The organism is Halosimplex pelagicum, from assembly GCF_013415905.1.
GTDB classification, from domain to species: Archaea; Halobacteriota; Halobacteria; order Halobacteriales; family Haloarculaceae; genus Halosimplex; species Halosimplex pelagicum.
In genome coordinates this window covers 5,169,310-5,183,173 of the sequence record NZ_CP058909.1, presented here as the reverse complement: position 1 = coordinate 5,183,173, position 13,864 = coordinate 5,169,310, and the positions used below count along the sequence as shown (strand labels likewise).

Annotated in this window: 17 protein-coding genes; 9 read left to right on the top strand and 8 right to left on the bottom strand. The window is 70.7% G+C overall.

Going from position 1 to position 13,864, the window contains the following annotated elements; translation table 11 throughout:
* Nucleotides 1-2: 2 nt before the first annotated feature.
* Nucleotides 3-584 (top strand): hypothetical protein, encoded by a 582-nt coding sequence (locus HZS54_RS25925; protein ID WP_179919927.1) that lies wholly within the window; start codon nt 3-5, stop codon nt 582-584.
* 224 nt (nt 585-808) lie between these two features.
* Entirely contained in the window at nt 809-1,738 is a 930-nt protein-coding gene (locus tag HZS54_RS25920) for a hypothetical protein (RefSeq protein ID WP_179919926.1), read from the top strand.
* Nucleotides 1,739-1,777: 39 nt separating this feature from the next.
* Here HZS54_RS25920 and HZS54_RS25915 read toward each other — a convergent pair whose 3' ends face one another.
* The 5 genes from HZS54_RS25915 to HZS54_RS25895 all read right to left on the bottom strand — a co-directional run bounded on the left by HZS54_RS25915 (nt 1,778) and on the right by HZS54_RS25895 (nt 4,388).
* Nucleotides 1,778-1,921: a hypothetical protein gene (locus HZS54_RS25915; RefSeq protein ID WP_179919925.1), complete on the bottom strand. Its 144-nt coding sequence runs from the start codon at nt 1,919-1,921 to the stop codon at nt 1,778-1,780.
* A 104-nt stretch (nt 1,922-2,025) separates the two neighbouring features.
* The gene (locus HZS54_RS25910; RefSeq protein ID WP_179919924.1) at nt 2,026-2,394 is read right to left on the bottom strand and encodes a hypothetical protein; all 369 of its coding nucleotides are present in this window, start codon (nt 2,392-2,394) and stop codon (nt 2,026-2,028) included.
* A 150-nt stretch (nt 2,395-2,544) separates the two neighbouring features.
* Nucleotides 2,545-3,231 (bottom strand): TIGR00266 family protein, encoded by a 687-nt coding sequence (locus tag HZS54_RS25905; protein WP_179919923.1) that lies wholly within the window; start codon nt 3,229-3,231, stop codon nt 2,545-2,547.
* 115 nt (nt 3,232-3,346) lie between these two features.
* Nucleotides 3,347-3,565: a DUF8015 family protein gene (locus tag HZS54_RS25900; RefSeq protein ID WP_179919922.1), complete on the bottom strand. Its 219-nt coding sequence runs from the start codon at nt 3,563-3,565 to the stop codon at nt 3,347-3,349.
* 70 nt (nt 3,566-3,635) lie between these two features.
* A complete protein-coding gene (locus tag HZS54_RS25895) occupies nt 3,636-4,388 on the bottom strand; it encodes a DUF429 domain-containing protein (protein WP_179919921.1) in 753 nt (250 codons plus the stop codon).
* A gap of 164 nt (nt 4,389-4,552) precedes the next feature.
* On the opposite strand from HZS54_RS25895, the gene HZS54_RS25890 reads away from it, so the two are divergent.
* From HZS54_RS25890 to HZS54_RS25880, 3 genes are read left to right on the top strand one after another with little or no spacing between them, the layout of a single operon-like run.
* Nucleotides 4,553-4,747: a cold-shock protein gene (locus HZS54_RS25890; RefSeq protein WP_006883278.1), complete on the top strand. Its 195-nt coding sequence runs from the start codon at nt 4,553-4,555 to the stop codon at nt 4,745-4,747.
* Nucleotides 4,747-4,941, top strand: a complete 195-nt coding sequence (locus HZS54_RS25885; RefSeq protein WP_006883278.1) for a cold-shock protein — start codon at nt 4,747-4,749, stop codon at nt 4,939-4,941. Before HZS54_RS25890 ends, HZS54_RS25885 begins: the two co-directional genes overlap by 1 nt.
* Before the next feature lie 2 nt (nt 4,942-4,943).
* Nucleotides 4,944-5,138 (top strand): cold-shock protein, encoded by a 195-nt coding sequence (locus HZS54_RS25880; protein WP_179909710.1) that lies wholly within the window; start codon nt 4,944-4,946, stop codon nt 5,136-5,138.
* A 164-nt stretch (nt 5,139-5,302) separates the two neighbouring features.
* Here the strand turns inward: HZS54_RS25880 and HZS54_RS25875 are convergent, their stop codons facing one another.
* A complete protein-coding gene (locus HZS54_RS25875) occupies nt 5,303-6,169 on the bottom strand; it encodes an aldo/keto reductase (protein ID WP_179919920.1) in 867 nt (288 codons plus the stop codon).
* 98 nt (nt 6,170-6,267) lie between these two features.
* On the bottom strand, nt 6,268-8,427 hold the full coding sequence (katG, locus tag HZS54_RS25870) for a catalase/peroxidase HPI (protein WP_179919919.1): 2,160 nt from the start codon (nt 8,425-8,427) through the stop codon (nt 6,268-6,270).
* A 217-nt stretch (nt 8,428-8,644) separates the two neighbouring features.
* Between katG and HZS54_RS25865 the strand changes: the two genes are divergently transcribed.
* The 4 genes from HZS54_RS25865 (at nt 8,645) to HZS54_RS25850 (ending at nt 12,717) form a co-directional block, all read left to right on the top strand.
* Complete coding sequence (locus HZS54_RS25865; protein WP_179919918.1) at nt 8,645-9,946, top strand: M48 family metallopeptidase; 1,302 nt, start codon at nt 8,645-8,647, stop codon at nt 9,944-9,946.
* Between the two features lie 105 nt (nt 9,947-10,051).
* On the top strand, nt 10,052-11,647 hold the full coding sequence (locus tag HZS54_RS25860; protein WP_179919917.1) for an alpha,alpha-trehalose-phosphate synthase (UDP-forming): 1,596 nt from the start codon (nt 10,052-10,054) through the stop codon (nt 11,645-11,647).
* Nucleotides 11,634-12,452, top strand: a complete 819-nt coding sequence (gene otsB, locus HZS54_RS25855) for a trehalose-phosphatase (protein WP_179919916.1) — start codon at nt 11,634-11,636, stop codon at nt 12,450-12,452. Before HZS54_RS25860 ends, otsB begins: the two co-directional genes overlap by 14 nt.
* A gap of 55 nt (nt 12,453-12,507) precedes the next feature.
* Nucleotides 12,508-12,717, top strand: a complete 210-nt coding sequence (locus HZS54_RS25850; RefSeq protein ID WP_179919915.1) for a hypothetical protein — start codon at nt 12,508-12,510, stop codon at nt 12,715-12,717.
* Between the two features lie 28 nt (nt 12,718-12,745).
* On the opposite strand, the gene HZS54_RS25845 is transcribed toward HZS54_RS25850, so the two are convergent.
* Nucleotides 12,746-13,819: an NAD(P)/FAD-dependent oxidoreductase gene (locus HZS54_RS25845; protein ID WP_179919914.1), complete on the bottom strand. Its 1,074-nt coding sequence runs from the start codon at nt 13,817-13,819 to the stop codon at nt 12,746-12,748.
* Nucleotides 13,820-13,864 lie beyond the last annotated feature (45 nt).

Genomic DNA, 13,864 nt, shown 5'->3' with positions numbered 1-13,864 from the left:
GTGTGCTCCGTTCCGACCGGGAGACCGGAACCGACACCGAAACCGACACGCTCGCCCCGTCGATACCGCCAGTCCTCGCCCTCGCCCTGGCCGCCTCGCTGGCCTGGGCCGGGGTCGCCGCCGCCGGTCCCGCGGGACCCGGCGAGCCGCCCGCCGACGGCGCCGAGCAGGACGCGAACCGCGTCGGCTCGGACGTGAACGCCGCCGCTCGGACTCCGAACGGGAGCGACCCGGCGCGGTCGAACGCGACGGTCCCGGTCGACCTCGACGTGACGGAGATCCGAAACTGCGGCGACCGCTGTCGGCGGGTGACGGCCAACGTCACGAACAACGGGACCGGGACGCTCCGGAACGTCACCGCGGAGACGCGGATCTACGCGGCCGGCAGCCGGATCTGGGGCCGGGACCACCGGTTCGGGAACCTCTCGGCGAACGCGTCGGCCGAGCGGACCGCCAGGATCGAGCTCTCGCTGGGTGAGATACTCCGCGTCGCTCGAAACGACGGCCGCGTTCGCATCGAGACGACCGTCCACTGGGACGGCGGGAACGCGACGTTCACCGATCGGCGCCGCGTACTCGACTGAGGCGGGCGGTCGGGTGGTCCGCCCCGTCGCCGGCTCCGACGCCGTCGCCGCGGTACCCTCGGGCTACCGAGAGCGCGGCGCCGGGACCGTGAACGGGAGTCCGACCGCGCTCCGATAAGACCGGGTTACGCCGGCGTCGCTGGCGAGCGCTCGGAAAACGGACTCGGTCCTATTTCCGCGGCCGCACCCGACTCCGTCCACCGGGTTCGCGCCCGGCGATCCTCATGCATCACGACCACGACGACCGAGAGCGACAGGGGCACCGACGCCAGCAGCGACGGGGCGAACAGCACCGCGGCGCCGAGACAGCCGACGAGTACCGCCCGACGGGACAGCAACAGTCCCGACGGGGCCAGGGGACGGCCGGCGGCGACCAGGGGACGCGCCGAGGCCAGACCCAGGAGAACCGCCAGCAGGCGAGCGCGGGCGGTACCCGGGAACCGCAGGCGTCTCACCGCGCTCACGGCGCCCAGCGCGCGGACTGGCAGACGATGGGGCCGGGCCGACACGCGGGGATCGACCGGCAGGGGACGGCGAACCGCCGGACTCAGCACTCGCAGGGCGGCGGGGGGACCGACTCGGGACGACGGGACCGCCGCGAGCGGTCCGAACACCAGCGCGAGCGCGGCGCGATGTCCCCGGCGGACCACCCCGGTTCGAGCCAGCACACCGGGAGTCAGCGTTCTCAGCAGACCGGCAGGCAGCCCCGCCAGGTCGATCAGGGGTCCCAACACCACTCTGGGCAGCAGTCACAGCAACACGCCGGACAGCAGACACAGCAACACGCCGGACAGCAGACACAGCAACACACCGGACAGCAGACACAGCAGCAGCGAGGGAGCGGCGGACAGCCACGGCAGGGGGGCAGCGGACGGGGCGGAGCGACGTCCGGGACGGCCAGTAGTCCGAACCACCGGCCCAGCGAGCAGAACTATCGCCGCCAGGGCGGACAGCAGGGGCGCCAGCCGCCGCAGGGAGGACAGCAGCGCGGCCAGTCACCGCAGGGGGACTCCCGGTCAACGAGCGGGTGGCCGGCGACCCCGCCGCACCAGCACTCGGGGACGTGGTCGGAGGAAGGGCTCCGCTACGGCGGCGAGGCGCGCCACGACAACGACCCGTCACACGTCGGCAGCGAGAACACGTTCGGGCGGTAACGGACCGCGACGAGCGCTACCGCGGCGCGTTCGGCGGCCCTACAGCCCGACCAGGTCGTCGAGTTCGACGTCTTCGACGCGGCCGCCGCAGGCCGAGCACTCGCTGACGTTCGTCGGCGCCGGGCCGCCTTCCATATGCACTACTCCGCAGTCCGTACACACTTCGAGTTCTGCCTGGAGCATACACCGGGGTGTCTGCTCGACGACACATGGGCTTTGTGCCGACCGGCGGTCTCTCGACCACCGGTCGGGAGCCGATCTCGCGGAGCGTGCGGTTCGAGCGGCGGTCAGGAGTCGAGCGATCCGATCCGGTCGGCGAGCCCCGCGGTGCGGTCGTCGTTGGCGAGCGCCGCGCGGATCGCCTCGGCGGGGGGGACCAGCCGGTAGTCCGGCCGTCCCTTTCCCGTGGGGGACGTGTCGTCGCGCGCGCCCTCGACGACGCCGTCGGCTTCGAGCTCGTTCAGCGTCCGGGCCACCTCGGCCTCGGTCACCGTGCCGAGCACGTCGCCCTCGACCGCGTCCATCGCGTCGTTGCACGCCCGCCGGATCTCGCCGGCGTGGGCCGGCGTCTCGTCGCGCACGGACAGTTCGACCACGCCCGCGGCCACGACGCGCGAGGACAGCGACTCCGTATCGAGTTCGGCTCGTTCGCTCATGCCAGCCCGTTCGGACGGACCTGCCATAACGATTGTGCGGGATCCGCCGACCGCTCGGCGGGCGCGGCGGCTCGCGCGCACTGCCGTTCGCCCCGCCGCGCGCACTGCCGTTCGCTTCGCCGCCCGCGCCTGCCGTTCGCGTCGGCCGGCTCAGGTCGTCGTGGTCGTGTTCCGCTGGGGGATCTTGGGGATGAGCCACGAGAGGAACGCGTCGGGGCTGCGGGTCTGGGTCCAGACGGTCCCCTCGCCGGAGAACTCGCAGACGAGCCCCTCGCCGCTGAACAGCGTCGACTTCAGCCCGCCGACCTTCCGCACGTCGAACGAGAGGCTCTCCTCGAAGGCGACGATGTGGCCCGTGTCGACGACGAACGACTCGTCGGCGGTCACCTCGTGTTCGTCGATGGCGCCGTAGCTCGACAGGAAGACCGGACCCGCTCCCGAGAGCCGGAGGAGAAAGAGGCCCTCGCCCCCGAAGAAGGTCTTCGCGCCGCCGAACTCGGTGTCCACCTCGACCGTCGGGTCCGAGGCCAGGAACGACGACGACTGGACGTACAGTGTCTCGTCGGTCAGGTCGTGGTGTTGCACGTCGCCCGACAGCGCGGGCGCCAGCTGTATCTGCCCGCCGTCGGGCGCCGAGAAGGTGTTCATGAAGAACGATTCGCCGCCGAACAGCGACCGCGAGATGGACTTGAGGACGCCGCCCTCGGCGCTGGTCTCCACGTCGACCGACGGCGACTTGCTCACCATCGCGCCCGCCTCCGACCGGACGGACTCGCCGGGGCCGAGGTCGAGGGTCAACTGCGCGTACGAGGGTCTGTGGGATATCTCGTGCTCCATACCCGCCCTGTTGGCTCGCCGATACGATATCCTTGTCGCCGAGTGGGTACCAGTCGGCGACCGCGCGCTCGCCGGATCCAGGCCGGTTCGCGAGCAGTGGTCGAGCGGGCGGCGGTCAGTTCAGCGCGTCGACCTCGTCGGTGAGGTCGTCGGCGCCGTCGACGGGGCCGTTGACGAACAGCCCGTGGCCGATGAGCGCGACGGCGACGACTCCGGCGGCGAGCACCGACGTGGTCGCCGCGACCTCGGTGAACGTCCCGACGGCCAGTCCCGCGCCCATGCTCGCGAAGACGCCGAGCAGGATCAGGTCGTAGTACTGCCACGTGTAGCCCATGCGACCGATTCGCGCGGGCACCGGAAAAGCGCTCGGGGCTGCCCGGCGGGAGGTCGGCGGCCGCGCTCACTCACTCGGTCACGAGCGGGCTCTCGGCGCGGTAGGTGATAGCCATCGGGAGACCGACGGCGTCGGTCGGCGGGTCCGTGGGGAGCGTTCGCAGTTCTCCGTCGCCCGGGGCGGCGGTGTAGGCCAGCGCGACCGCGTCGAGCACGTCGGCGACGGCGACCTCGTACCCTTCGGTCGCCGCGGCGGCGGCCTGGACGACGGGCGGCGCGTCGCGGTCGTGCTGGGCGAGCGTCCGCATCCGCTCGGCGTACCCCGCGGCGTAGGCCGTGTCGTGTTCGAGGGGCTCGCCTGCGAACGCGCGGAAGCAGACCTCCGGGTGGGAGGCCGCGAACGCCGCGCGGGCCTCGGGGACGTTCTGGAGGAGTTCGTCGACGGCGGCGATCCCGTCGCTCATCGCGAACGCCCGCTCGGAGACCCCGCGACCGGCCTTGCGCTCGTTGACGCGCTGGGCGGCGGGGTAGCGGCGCTTGCGCGTCGCCTCCCTGACCGGCGGGGTGACGACCGTCCCGCTCGTCGGTCCGAGCGCGCGCCGCGCGAGCTCGTCACAGCGCCGGCCCTCCTCGCCCTCCTCGACGAGGCCGACCGGCACGTCCACGAGGACGCGCTCGGCGCGCTCCTCGTAGCGGACCCACAGGTCCCCGACCTCGTCGAAGACCGCGGCGTGATCGAACCCCGAGCGGTCGAACGCCACCGCGAACCACGATCCCTCCGACCAGGCCGCGCCGACGTACAGCGGTTCGGCGACGTCGCTCATCACACGAACCTGCGTGCCCCCGGACTAAAACCCCTCGCCCGCGGCCCCGAACCGGTCGATGGCGGCGAGCTGTCGACCGTCGAGAAACTCTCACGAACGCGACGTGTCGTGGTAACGGTTCTCTCGGAAGTCCTATACGTCCCCCGCCCATCTCTCTATTCGCAATGGCATCCGGTAAGGTTGATTTCTTCAACGACACGGGCGGTTACGGTTTCATCGAGACTGAGGACGCTGACGACGACGTTTTCTTCCACATGGAGGACGTGGGCGGTCCGGACCTCGAAGAGGGACAGGAAGTGGAGTTCGACATCGAGCAGGCCGACAAGGGCCCGCGAGCGACCAACCTGGAGCGCCTCTAATGGCCTCCGGAAAGGTCGACTTCTTCAACGACACCGGCGGTTACGGTTTCATCGAGACCGAGGACGCGGACGACGACGTGTTCTTCCACATGGAAGACGTCGGCGGCCCCGACCTCGAAGAAGGGCAGGAAGTCGAGTTCGATATCGAGCAGGCGGACAAGGGTCCGCGAGCGACCAACCTGGAGCGCCTCTAACGATGGCGAAAGGCAAGGTCGACTTCTTCAACGACACTGGCGGCTACGGCTTCATCGACGCCGAGGACGAGGACGAGGACGTGTTCTTCCACATGGAAGACGTCGGCGGCCCCGACCTCGAAGAGGGCGAGGAAGTCGAGTTCGACGTCGAGCAGGCGGACAAGGGTCCGCGCGCGTCGAACCTCACCCGACTGTAAGTCGCTGACTCCGACTACGGCGTCAGCGACGGGCTGACTCCGCATTCTACCACTCTCACACCGACGAGCGACGGCGCCCGTCGGTTCACTCACTCCCTCCGACGAGCGACGGCGCCGTCGCTCGCGGTCCGCGCTACGAAACCGAAAACCGCGGAGCGGCGGCGCTACTGCGGGTCGATGTCGTTCAGTTTCGCCAGGTCCTCGTCGGTCAGTTCGACACCCGAGGCGGCGACGTTCGATTCGAGGTGGTCGACGCTGGAGGTACCCGGGATCGGCAGCGTCACGTCCGAGTGGTGGAGCAGCCACGCGAGCGCGACCTGTCGGCGGGAGGCGTCGCGGGCCTCGCCGACCTCGTCGAGGACGCCCGCGACCCCGTCGTCGTCGACGGTGTAGAGCGGGCCCCACGGGATGAAGCCCACGTCGTACTCCTCGCACGCCTGCAGTACGTCCTCGTCGCCGCGATAGGCGACGTTGTACTGGTTCTGGACCGTCCCGATGTCCACGATGTCGCGGGCGAGATCCAGCTGCTCGACGGTGACGTTCGACAGGCCGACGTGGTCGACCTGCCCGGCGTCTTTCATCTCGGCGAAGGCGTGGACGGAGTCCTCGAAGTCCGTGTCGGGGTCGGGCCGGTGGAACTGGTAGAGGTCGATGGAGTCGACGCCCAGGCGGTCCTTGCTGGCGAGCACCTGGTTGTGGAGGTAGTCGGGGTCGCCGTGGGGAAGCCACTCGCCGTCGCGGTGGCGCAGGAGGCCGGCCTTCGACGCGACGACCGGGTCGGCGTCGACCTCGGCCAGCGCCTCCCGGAGGACCCGCTCGCTGACGCCCGGGCCGTAGGAGTCGGCGGTGTCGACGAAGTCGACGCCGAGTTCTGTCGCGCGGTGGACGACGCTCCGGGCCGTCTCCTCGTCGTCCGGGCGGCCGATGATGTCCTCGCCCGTCAGTCGCATCGCACCGAAGCCCAGCCGGTGGACGGTCAGCTCCCCGCCGATGTCGAACGTGTCGCTCTCGTTGTGTACGTCGTCAGCCATAGCACCTGATCCTGGGGCTTCCACGCATTAAGCCGTGGGGAAGCCGGAAGGCCGGGTGGGGTTCGAACCGGTCGGCGGTCGGCCGGGTTGGGGTGCGGTTACTTCAGGTCGAAGCGGTCGGCCCGCATGACCGCGGTCCAGGCGTCGACGAAGTCCTCGACGAGTTCGGCCTCGCCGTCCTCGGAGCCGTACACCTCGGAGACCGCGCGCAGCCGGGAGTTCGACCCGAAGACGAGGTCGAAGCGGGTCCCCTCCCACTCCAGTTCGCCCGTGTCGCGGTCTCGGCCCTCGTAGACCTGGTCGCGGCTCTCGGCGGGCTTCCACTTGGTGCCCATGTCGAGCAGGTTCACGAAGAAGTCGTTGGTCAGCGTGCCGGGCTGGTCGGTGAACACGCCCAGGTCCGAGTCCCCGTAGGTCGCGCCCAGCGCGCGCATGCCGCCGACCAGCGCCGTCATCTCCTCGACGCTCAGGTCCAGCAGGTCGGCCTTGTCGACCAGCAGCTCCTCGCCGGGGCGGTCGACGCCGTCCGCGAGGTAGTTGCGGAACCCGTCGGCCTTCGGCTCGAGCGCCTCGAAGGAGTCCTCGTCGGTCTGTTCCGCCGTCGCGTCCACTCGGCCGGGCTCGAACGGCACGTCCACGTCGTAGCCGGCGTCGGCGGCGGCTTCCTCGACGGCCGCGTTGCCGCCGAGGACGATCAGGTCCGCCAGCGAGACCCGCGTGTCGTCGTCACGGTCGTTGAACTCGGCCTGGATCGACTCGTAGGTCGAGAGCGCCGCCTCCAGCTGCTCGGGCTCGTTGGCCTCCCAGCTCCGCTGGGGTTCGAGGCGGATCCGCGCGCCGTTGGCGCCGCCGCGCTTGTCGCTGTCGCGGTAGGTCGACGCCGAGGCCCAGGCGGTCTCGACCAGCTGCGACCGCGAGAGGTCGCTGTCGAGGAGCTCCGCCTTGAGGTCGGCGACCTGCTCGTCGTCGACCAGGTCGTAGTCCCGATCCGGCAGCGGGTCCTGCCAGATCTTCGTCTCGTCGGGGACCTCCGGGCCGAGGAGTCGCTCGGGCGGCCCCATGTCGCGGTGGGTCAGTTTGTACCACGCCTCGGCGAAGGCCATCCCGAACGCCATCGGGCTCTCCTGGAAGTCCTCCATGATCTCGCGGTAGTCGGGGTCGCGCTTGAGCGCGATGTCCGTCGTGAGCATCATGGGGGTGACCTCCTCGTCGGGGTCCGAGGCGTCCGGGGCGGACTCGACGTCCTCGCCCTCCTTGGGCGTCCACTGCCAGGCGCCGCCGGGGCCCTTCTCGGGCTCCCACTCGTAGTCGAGGAGGTTGTCGACGTAGCCCATGTCCCACCAGGTCGGGTCCTGCGTCCACGGCCCCTCGATGCCGCTGGTGATCATCTCGCCGCCCTTCGTGCCGTCGGTCTGCCAGCCCAGCCCCATGTTCTCGATGGGCGCGGCTTCCGGCTCGGGCTCGTGGTGCTCGTCGGGGTCGTCGGCGCCGTGGACCTTCCCGAAGGTGTGGCCGCCGGCGATCAGCGCGGCGGTCTGCCTGTCGTCCATCGCCATCCGGGAGAACGTCTGGCGGATGTTCTTCGCGGAGGCCATCGGGTCGGGCTGGCCCTTCGGGCCCTCGGGGTTCACGTAGATGAGGCCCATGACGGAGGCACCCAGGCCTTCCTGGATCTCGCCGGCCTCCTCGAAGCGGTCGTCGGCCTCCCACTCGTCTTCGGGGCCCCAGTCGACCGACTCGTCGGGCTCGAAGTCGTCCTCGCGGCCGCCGCCGAAGCCGAACGTCTTGAAGCCCATCGACTCGATGGCGACGTTGCCCGCCAGGACGATCAGGTCGGCCCACGAGAGGCTGCGGCCGTACTTCTGCTTGACCGGCTGGAGCAGGCGCCGGGCCTTGTCGAGGTTCGCGTTGTCGGGCCAGCTGTTGAGCGGGGCGAACCGCTGCTGGCCGCCGGCCGCCCCGCCGCGGCCGTCGTAGGCGCGGTAGGTCCCGGCGCTGTGCCACGCCATGCGGATCATGAAGGGTCCGTAGTGGCCGTAGTCGGCCGGCCACCAGTCCTGGGAGGTCGTGATGACCTCCTCGATGTCGGACTTGACCTCGTCGAGGTCGAGTTCCTGGAACGCCGCCGCGTAGTCGAAGTCGTCGCCGTAGGGCCCGCTGTCGCGGGCGTTCTGGTCGAGGATGCTCAGGTCGAGCGTGTTCGGCCACCAGTCACGGTTCTTCTTCCGTGTCTGGGGGTTCGGTTCCTTGTTGCTCATTAGTCATTGTTCTAGCAGTGTTGTTGTTGCATAAGGCTTCCTTTGGATAGGAACAACCCGGCCCCATCCCTCGAATCGGCACCCGACGCGAACGGCTCGCTCGCCCCACCGAGCGGCCGGATCTCGCGACCCAGCGGAAACCGCGGCGGGTCGCCCAGGGCCGGTCGGTGAGGCGACGGGCGAGGGGATTTAATGGACCGGCTCCGTACCGACCGGTATGCTCGCATTTCACGTCGCCTTCCTCGCCCTGCTGGTCGGGACGGAGGCGTTTTTCACCTGGCTGGCGGCACTGAACGTCCGCTACGGCGCCGAAGCGGTCTCCCGCGAGTCGGAGTGGTTCGACGACCGCCTCGACGTCGACGACACCGACGAACTGCTGGGCTACCAGCGCGCGACGACCGGCGCCTCACAGCTGGAGGCGTGGGTCGGCCTCGCGCTGGTCCTGGTCGTCCTCTACGCCGGCCTGCTGGCCGACGCCGTCGCCGCCGTCGAGTCGCTGGGGCTCGGTCCCGTGGCCTCCGGCGTCGTCTTCTTCCTCGGCGCCGTCGTCGTCCTCCAGCTGACTTCGATCCCCTTCGATCTGTTCGACACCTTCGTCGTCGAGGAGATATTCGGGTTCAACGAGCAGTCGCCGCGACTGTGGCTCCGGGACAAAGTCGTCGGACTCGCGGTCGCGCTGGCGTTCACGGCCGTCATCGCCGCGGCGGTCATGTGGGTCGTCGAGTCGTTCCCGACGCTGTGGTGGGTGGGCGCCTGGGCGCTGTTCGTCGCCCTCTCGCTCTCGATGATGGTGATCTACCCGCGGGTGATCGCCCCGCTGTTCAACGACTTCGAGCCCGTCGAGGAGGGGGAGCTGCACGACGCCGTCACGGAGGTGTTCGACCGCGCCGGCTTCGAGTGCTCGCAGATCTACGTGATGGACGCCAGCCGCCGCAGCGGCCACTCCAACGCCTACTTCGTCGGCTTCGGCGCGACCAAGCGCGTCGTGCTGTTCGACACGCTGGTCGAGCAGATGGAGACCGACGAGCTCCAGGGGGTGCTGGCCCACGAGCTCGCCCACTGGAAGAAGGCCCACATCTGGAAGCGCGTCGGTAGCTCGGCGGTCCAGATGGGCGTCCTGCTGTTCGTCGCCTACCAGCTGGTGACCAGCCCGTGGCTCTACGACATGTTCGGGCTGGCGACGGGTGCCGGCAAGCCCGTCTACGCCGGGCTCCTGCTGGCCGCGCTGGTCCTCCAGCCGCTCTCGCGGCTCACCAGTCCCATCGAGAACCGGCTCTCGCTGGCCCACGAGCGCGAGGCCGACGCTTTCGCCGTCGACGTGATGGGCGACGGCGAACCGATGGTCGACGCGCTCACCCGGCTGGCCAGCGAGAACCTCTCGAACCCCTTCCCCCATCCCCTCTACGAGACGTTCCACTACACCCATCCCCCGATCCCCGAGCGGGTGCGGAACATCCGTCGGCGGGCCGGCGCGGCCGCGAGCGATGGCGACGACACCCCCGCGGCGAACGCCGACTAGAGAGTGCCTACCGCCGGAATACGGTCCCGCAGACGACGCCGCGTGTACCCGCAGGTGCAAGCCGCGGCCATACCCCCCTGGCGAGGGAAAGACGGGTAGCTCGACATGCCGAACACACATCTGCGTGCGGACCGGGTCGAGGCCGACCTCGACCGACTGCTGACGGCGGCCGGCGACGAACTCGTCGTCGCCTCGAACCGACAACCGTACAGGCACGACTACGGCGACGACGGCGAGGTGACCGTCGACCGGCCGGCCGGCGGGCTGACCGCCGGCCTCGACGAGGTCATGCGCCGCGTCGACGGCACGTGGATCGCCTGGGGGGACGGCGAGGCCGACGCGACCGTCGTCGACGGCGACGACACCGTCACGGTCCCGCCCGACGACGCGGAGAACACCTACGCCCTCCGCCGGCTGTGGCTCGACGAGGACGAGGTCGAGGGCTACTACTACGAGGTGGCCAACCAGGTGCTGTGGCCGCTGTGTCACGCCGCGCTGGGCACCGTCGAGAGCTGCGGCGACGCCTGGGCGGACTACCGCCGGGTCAACGACCAGTTCGCCGACGCGATGGCCGACGCCGCGACCGACGCCGACGGCGACCCGCTCGTCTGGCTCCACGACTACCACCTCGCGCTCGCGCCGCGACACCTCCGCGAGCGGACGGGTAGCGACACCGGCGGGCGCGGCGACGGTCCGGTCGACCGCACCGGGGGCGCCGACCCGACGCTCGCCCACACCTGGCACATCCCGTGGCCCAGCTGGGACACGTTCCGGGCCTGTCCCAACCGGGAGGCGCTCCTCGACGGCCTGCTCGGCAACGACCTGCTCGTCTTCCACGTCCCCCGGTACTGCGAGAACTTCCTCCGCAGCGCCGACCGCGGGCTCGACGGGACCGCCGTGGACTTCGACGCCGGGACCGTCGACTACCGCGGGCGGACGACGACGGTCCGGGCCGCGCCGATGGGCGTCCCGGTCGACCGCATCCGCGAGCAGGCAGACAGCATGGAGGCGGCCGGCTTCCGCGCCGCCTTCCGGAAGAACCGGGGCATCGACCGCGACACCCGGCTCGCGGTCGGCGTCGACCGCCTCGACTACACCAAGGGGATCGTCCAGCGGCTCGACGCCTTCGAGCGGCTGTTCGAGGAGCGACCCGACTACCGCGGCGAGGTCACCTTCGTTCAGGTCGGCACCGAGAGCCGCTCGGCCATCCCCGCCTACGCCGACTACCAGGACCGCGTCGAGGCGGCCGTCGACCGGGTCAACGACCGCTTCGCGACCGACGACTGGCGCCCCGTCGTCTACACGACGGAGATGATATCGAACGAGGGGCTGGCGGGGCTGTACCGCGAGGCCGACCTGGCGGTCGTCAGCCCGATCCGCGACGGGATGAACCTCGTCGCCCAGGAGTTCGTCGCCGCGGGGGGCGACGACCCCGGCGTCCTCGTCCTGAGCGACCAGGCCGGCGCCCACGACACCCTCGGCGAGTGGGCCGTCTCCGTCCGCCCGCACGACACGGAGGGGTTCGCCGCCGCGCTCGACGACGCGCTGTCGATGTCCGAGCGCGAGCGCCGCCGGCGGGCGAACGCGCTGGCCGACGGGGTCGAGGACGACGACCTCGACTCGTGGCTCGTCGACGTGCTCGGCGCGGTCGCCCGCGTCGCCAGCGCCGACGGGGGTGTCCCCACCCGTGCAGACCACTGACGCCACGCCGCTGGGGCTCGCCCGCGAGACCGTCGCCGACCGCCTCGCGGCCGCCCCCGGCGTCGTCTGCTGTCTGGATTTCGACGGCACGCTCGCCCCCATCGTCGACGACCCCGACGCCGCCGCCATGTCCCCGCCGCTCCGCGAGCGCCTCGTCGCTCTCCGCGACTGCGAGTCCGTCCGCGTCGCCGTCGTCAGCGGCCGCGAACTCGCCGATCTGCGCGACCGCGTCGCCGTCGAGGGGATCGCCTACGCCGGCAACCACGGCCTCGAACGCCGGGTCGACGGCCGGCGGTCGGTCGCGCCCGACGCCCGCGGGAGCGCCGACGCCGTCTCGCGGGTCTGCGACCGCCTCGACGACCGCCTCGCGCACGTCCCCGGCGTCGAGATCGAGGACAAGGACCTGACCGCGACGGTCCACGTCCGGGACGTGCCCGACGAGCGCGTCCCCGACGTGGAGCGCACGGTCAGAACGACCGTCGAGGAGGTGATGGTCGCCGGCGGCCCCGCCATGGAGATCCGCGACGGCAAGGCCATCCGCGAGATCCGCCCCGCCGTCGACTGGGACAAGGGCCGCGCCGTCGAACAGTTGGCCGAGGAATCCCCCGACGGCTGGCTCCCCCTCTACGTCGGCGACGACGTGACCGACGAGGACGCCTTCCGAGCGCTGGACGACGAGAGCGGGGCGCTCGACGGCATCGGCGTCCTCGTCGGCGAGCGCGAGACCGCCGCCGACTACCGGCTGGAGTCCCAGCGCGACGTGGGGGAGTTGCTCGACCTGGTCGTCGACGCCCAGCGGGAGTGAACGCGGTTGCTCTCGCGCCAACAGTAATGTAGCCCGAGACCGAACGAACGGTCCGATGCGCGACCTGCTCGCGGACGTGTTCGCGCCGACGCGGTACAACGTGGCCGCCGCCGTCAGCGCCGCCGCACTGCTCGTCGTCGCGTACGTCCTCGTCCCCAACCCCTACGTCCAGTACGGCGCGTGGCTGGTGATCTTCACCGTCTGGATGGTGTGGTTCGTCTACCTTGGCGTCGACCACGTCTACGGGATCGACTCCGAGCCGTGAACGCGGCGAAACTCCGCAGAAACCGCCCTCAGTCGTCGTCTGCGACCTGTTCGTCGCCGCCCTCGGCTGCTTCGTCCGCTTCGACCCGCGGCCCGGCGGCGTGGCCCTCGTGGGCGACCGCCGTCGCGAGCAACTCCTCGGAGATAGCGGGCACGTCGCCGGCGGAGACCGGCCCGAGTTCGTCGATCTCCTCGGTCGAGCGCGGGAACGGGCGGCTGTCCATGTGGATGGCGATGCCGGCCTTGGCGCCCTGGCCCATCGCGACGGGGATCTGGTTGTGGCCGGGCGTCACGTCGCCGACGGCGTAGACGCCGTCGACGCTGGTGCGGCCGTGGTCGTCGACGGCGACGGTGCCGTCGTCGTCGATCTCACAGCCCAGCGACTCGTGCAGATCGGTGTTGTACTCCGAGCCGAGCATCGGGAAGCCGCCGCGGTACTCCCGGACCGTCCCGTCTTCGAACTCGAACGATTCGAGCCAGCCGCCGTCGTCGCGGTTGGAGGCCGTGATCTCCGCCTCGACCACGTCGACGGGGTGATTGTCGAGCATCTCGGCCGTGTCGTCGCTCCACTCGGGGTCGTCGCCGCGCGTGAGCACGTCCACGTCGTCGGTGAAGTTCAGCATGATCATCGCGACGTAGGCTGCCGAGTCGCCGGTGCCCATCACGTAGACGGGCTCGTCGACGAACATGTAGGCGTCGCAGTGCAGGCAGTAGTGGAGCCCGCGGCCCGTCGGCGGCAGCGGCGGGTCCGGTCGCACGTCCGAGAAGCCCGTCGCCAGAACCACCTGGTCGGCGCCGTACTCGGCGTCCTCGCCGTCGAGTCTAAACGACCCGTCCTCGACGCGCTCGGCGGCCTCGATAAAGTCCCGGTGTACGTCGGCGCCGTAGGATTCGACCTGCGCCTTCGCCGTTTCGAGGAACTCGACGCCGCCGGTCTCCTCGGTGACGCCGATGACGTTGTGGGTGTCCTGCATCATCGCGGCGCGGCCGCCGCCGCGGTCGACCAGCGCGGTGTCCAGCCCCAGCCGCGTCGTGTAGAGCGCGGCCGTCAGCCCCGCCGGCCCGCCGCCGACCACGACCACGTCGTACTCGCTGTCGCTCATGTACCCGCCGCTAGCGAACGAGCCCGCTTAAACCCCGTTATCCCG

What these genes read in the sequence shown, in the direction of transcription:
- HZS54_RS25920 (WP_179919926.1), top strand. Translation starts at nt 809, where the DNA reads ATGCATCACGACCACGACGACCGAGAGCGACAGGGGCACCGACGCCAG.
- HZS54_RS25915 (WP_179919925.1), bottom strand. Translation starts at nt 1,921, where the DNA reads ATGCTCCAGGCAGAACTCGAAGTGTGTACGGACTGCGGAGTAGTGCAT.
- HZS54_RS25910 (WP_179919924.1), bottom strand. Translation starts at nt 2,394, where the DNA reads ATGAGCGAACGAGCCGAACTCGATACGGAGTCGCTGTCCTCGCGCGTC.
- HZS54_RS25905 (WP_179919923.1), bottom strand. Translation starts at nt 3,231, where the DNA reads ATGGAGCACGAGATATCCCACAGACCCTCGTACGCGCAGTTGACCCTC.
- HZS54_RS25900 (WP_179919922.1), bottom strand. Translation starts at nt 3,565, where the DNA reads ATGGGCTACACGTGGCAGTACTACGACCTGATCCTGCTCGGCGTCTTC.
- HZS54_RS25895 (WP_179919921.1), bottom strand. Translation starts at nt 4,388, where the DNA reads ATGAGCGACGTCGCCGAACCGCTGTACGTCGGCGCGGCCTGGTCGGAG.
- HZS54_RS25890 (WP_006883278.1), top strand. Translation starts at nt 4,553, where the DNA reads ATGGCATCCGGTAAGGTTGATTTCTTCAACGACACGGGCGGTTACGGT.
- HZS54_RS25885 (WP_006883278.1), top strand. Translation starts at nt 4,747, where the DNA reads ATGGCCTCCGGAAAGGTCGACTTCTTCAACGACACCGGCGGTTACGGT.
- HZS54_RS25880 (WP_179909710.1), top strand. Translation starts at nt 4,944, where the DNA reads ATGGCGAAAGGCAAGGTCGACTTCTTCAACGACACTGGCGGCTACGGC.
- HZS54_RS25875 (WP_179919920.1), bottom strand. Translation starts at nt 6,169, where the DNA reads ATGGCTGACGACGTACACAACGAGAGCGACACGTTCGACATCGGCGGG.
- katG (WP_179919919.1), bottom strand. Translation starts at nt 8,427, where the DNA reads ATGAGCAACAAGGAACCGAACCCCCAGACACGGAAGAAGAACCGTGAC.
- HZS54_RS25865 (WP_179919918.1), top strand. Translation starts at nt 8,645, where the DNA reads ATGCTCGCATTTCACGTCGCCTTCCTCGCCCTGCTGGTCGGGACGGAG.
- HZS54_RS25860 (WP_179919917.1), top strand. Translation starts at nt 10,052, where the DNA reads ATGCCGAACACACATCTGCGTGCGGACCGGGTCGAGGCCGACCTCGAC.
- HZS54_RS25850 (WP_179919915.1), top strand. Translation starts at nt 12,508, where the DNA reads ATGCGCGACCTGCTCGCGGACGTGTTCGCGCCGACGCGGTACAACGTG.
- HZS54_RS25845 (WP_179919914.1), bottom strand. Translation starts at nt 13,819, where the DNA reads ATGAGCGACAGCGAGTACGACGTGGTCGTGGTCGGCGGCGGGCCGGCG.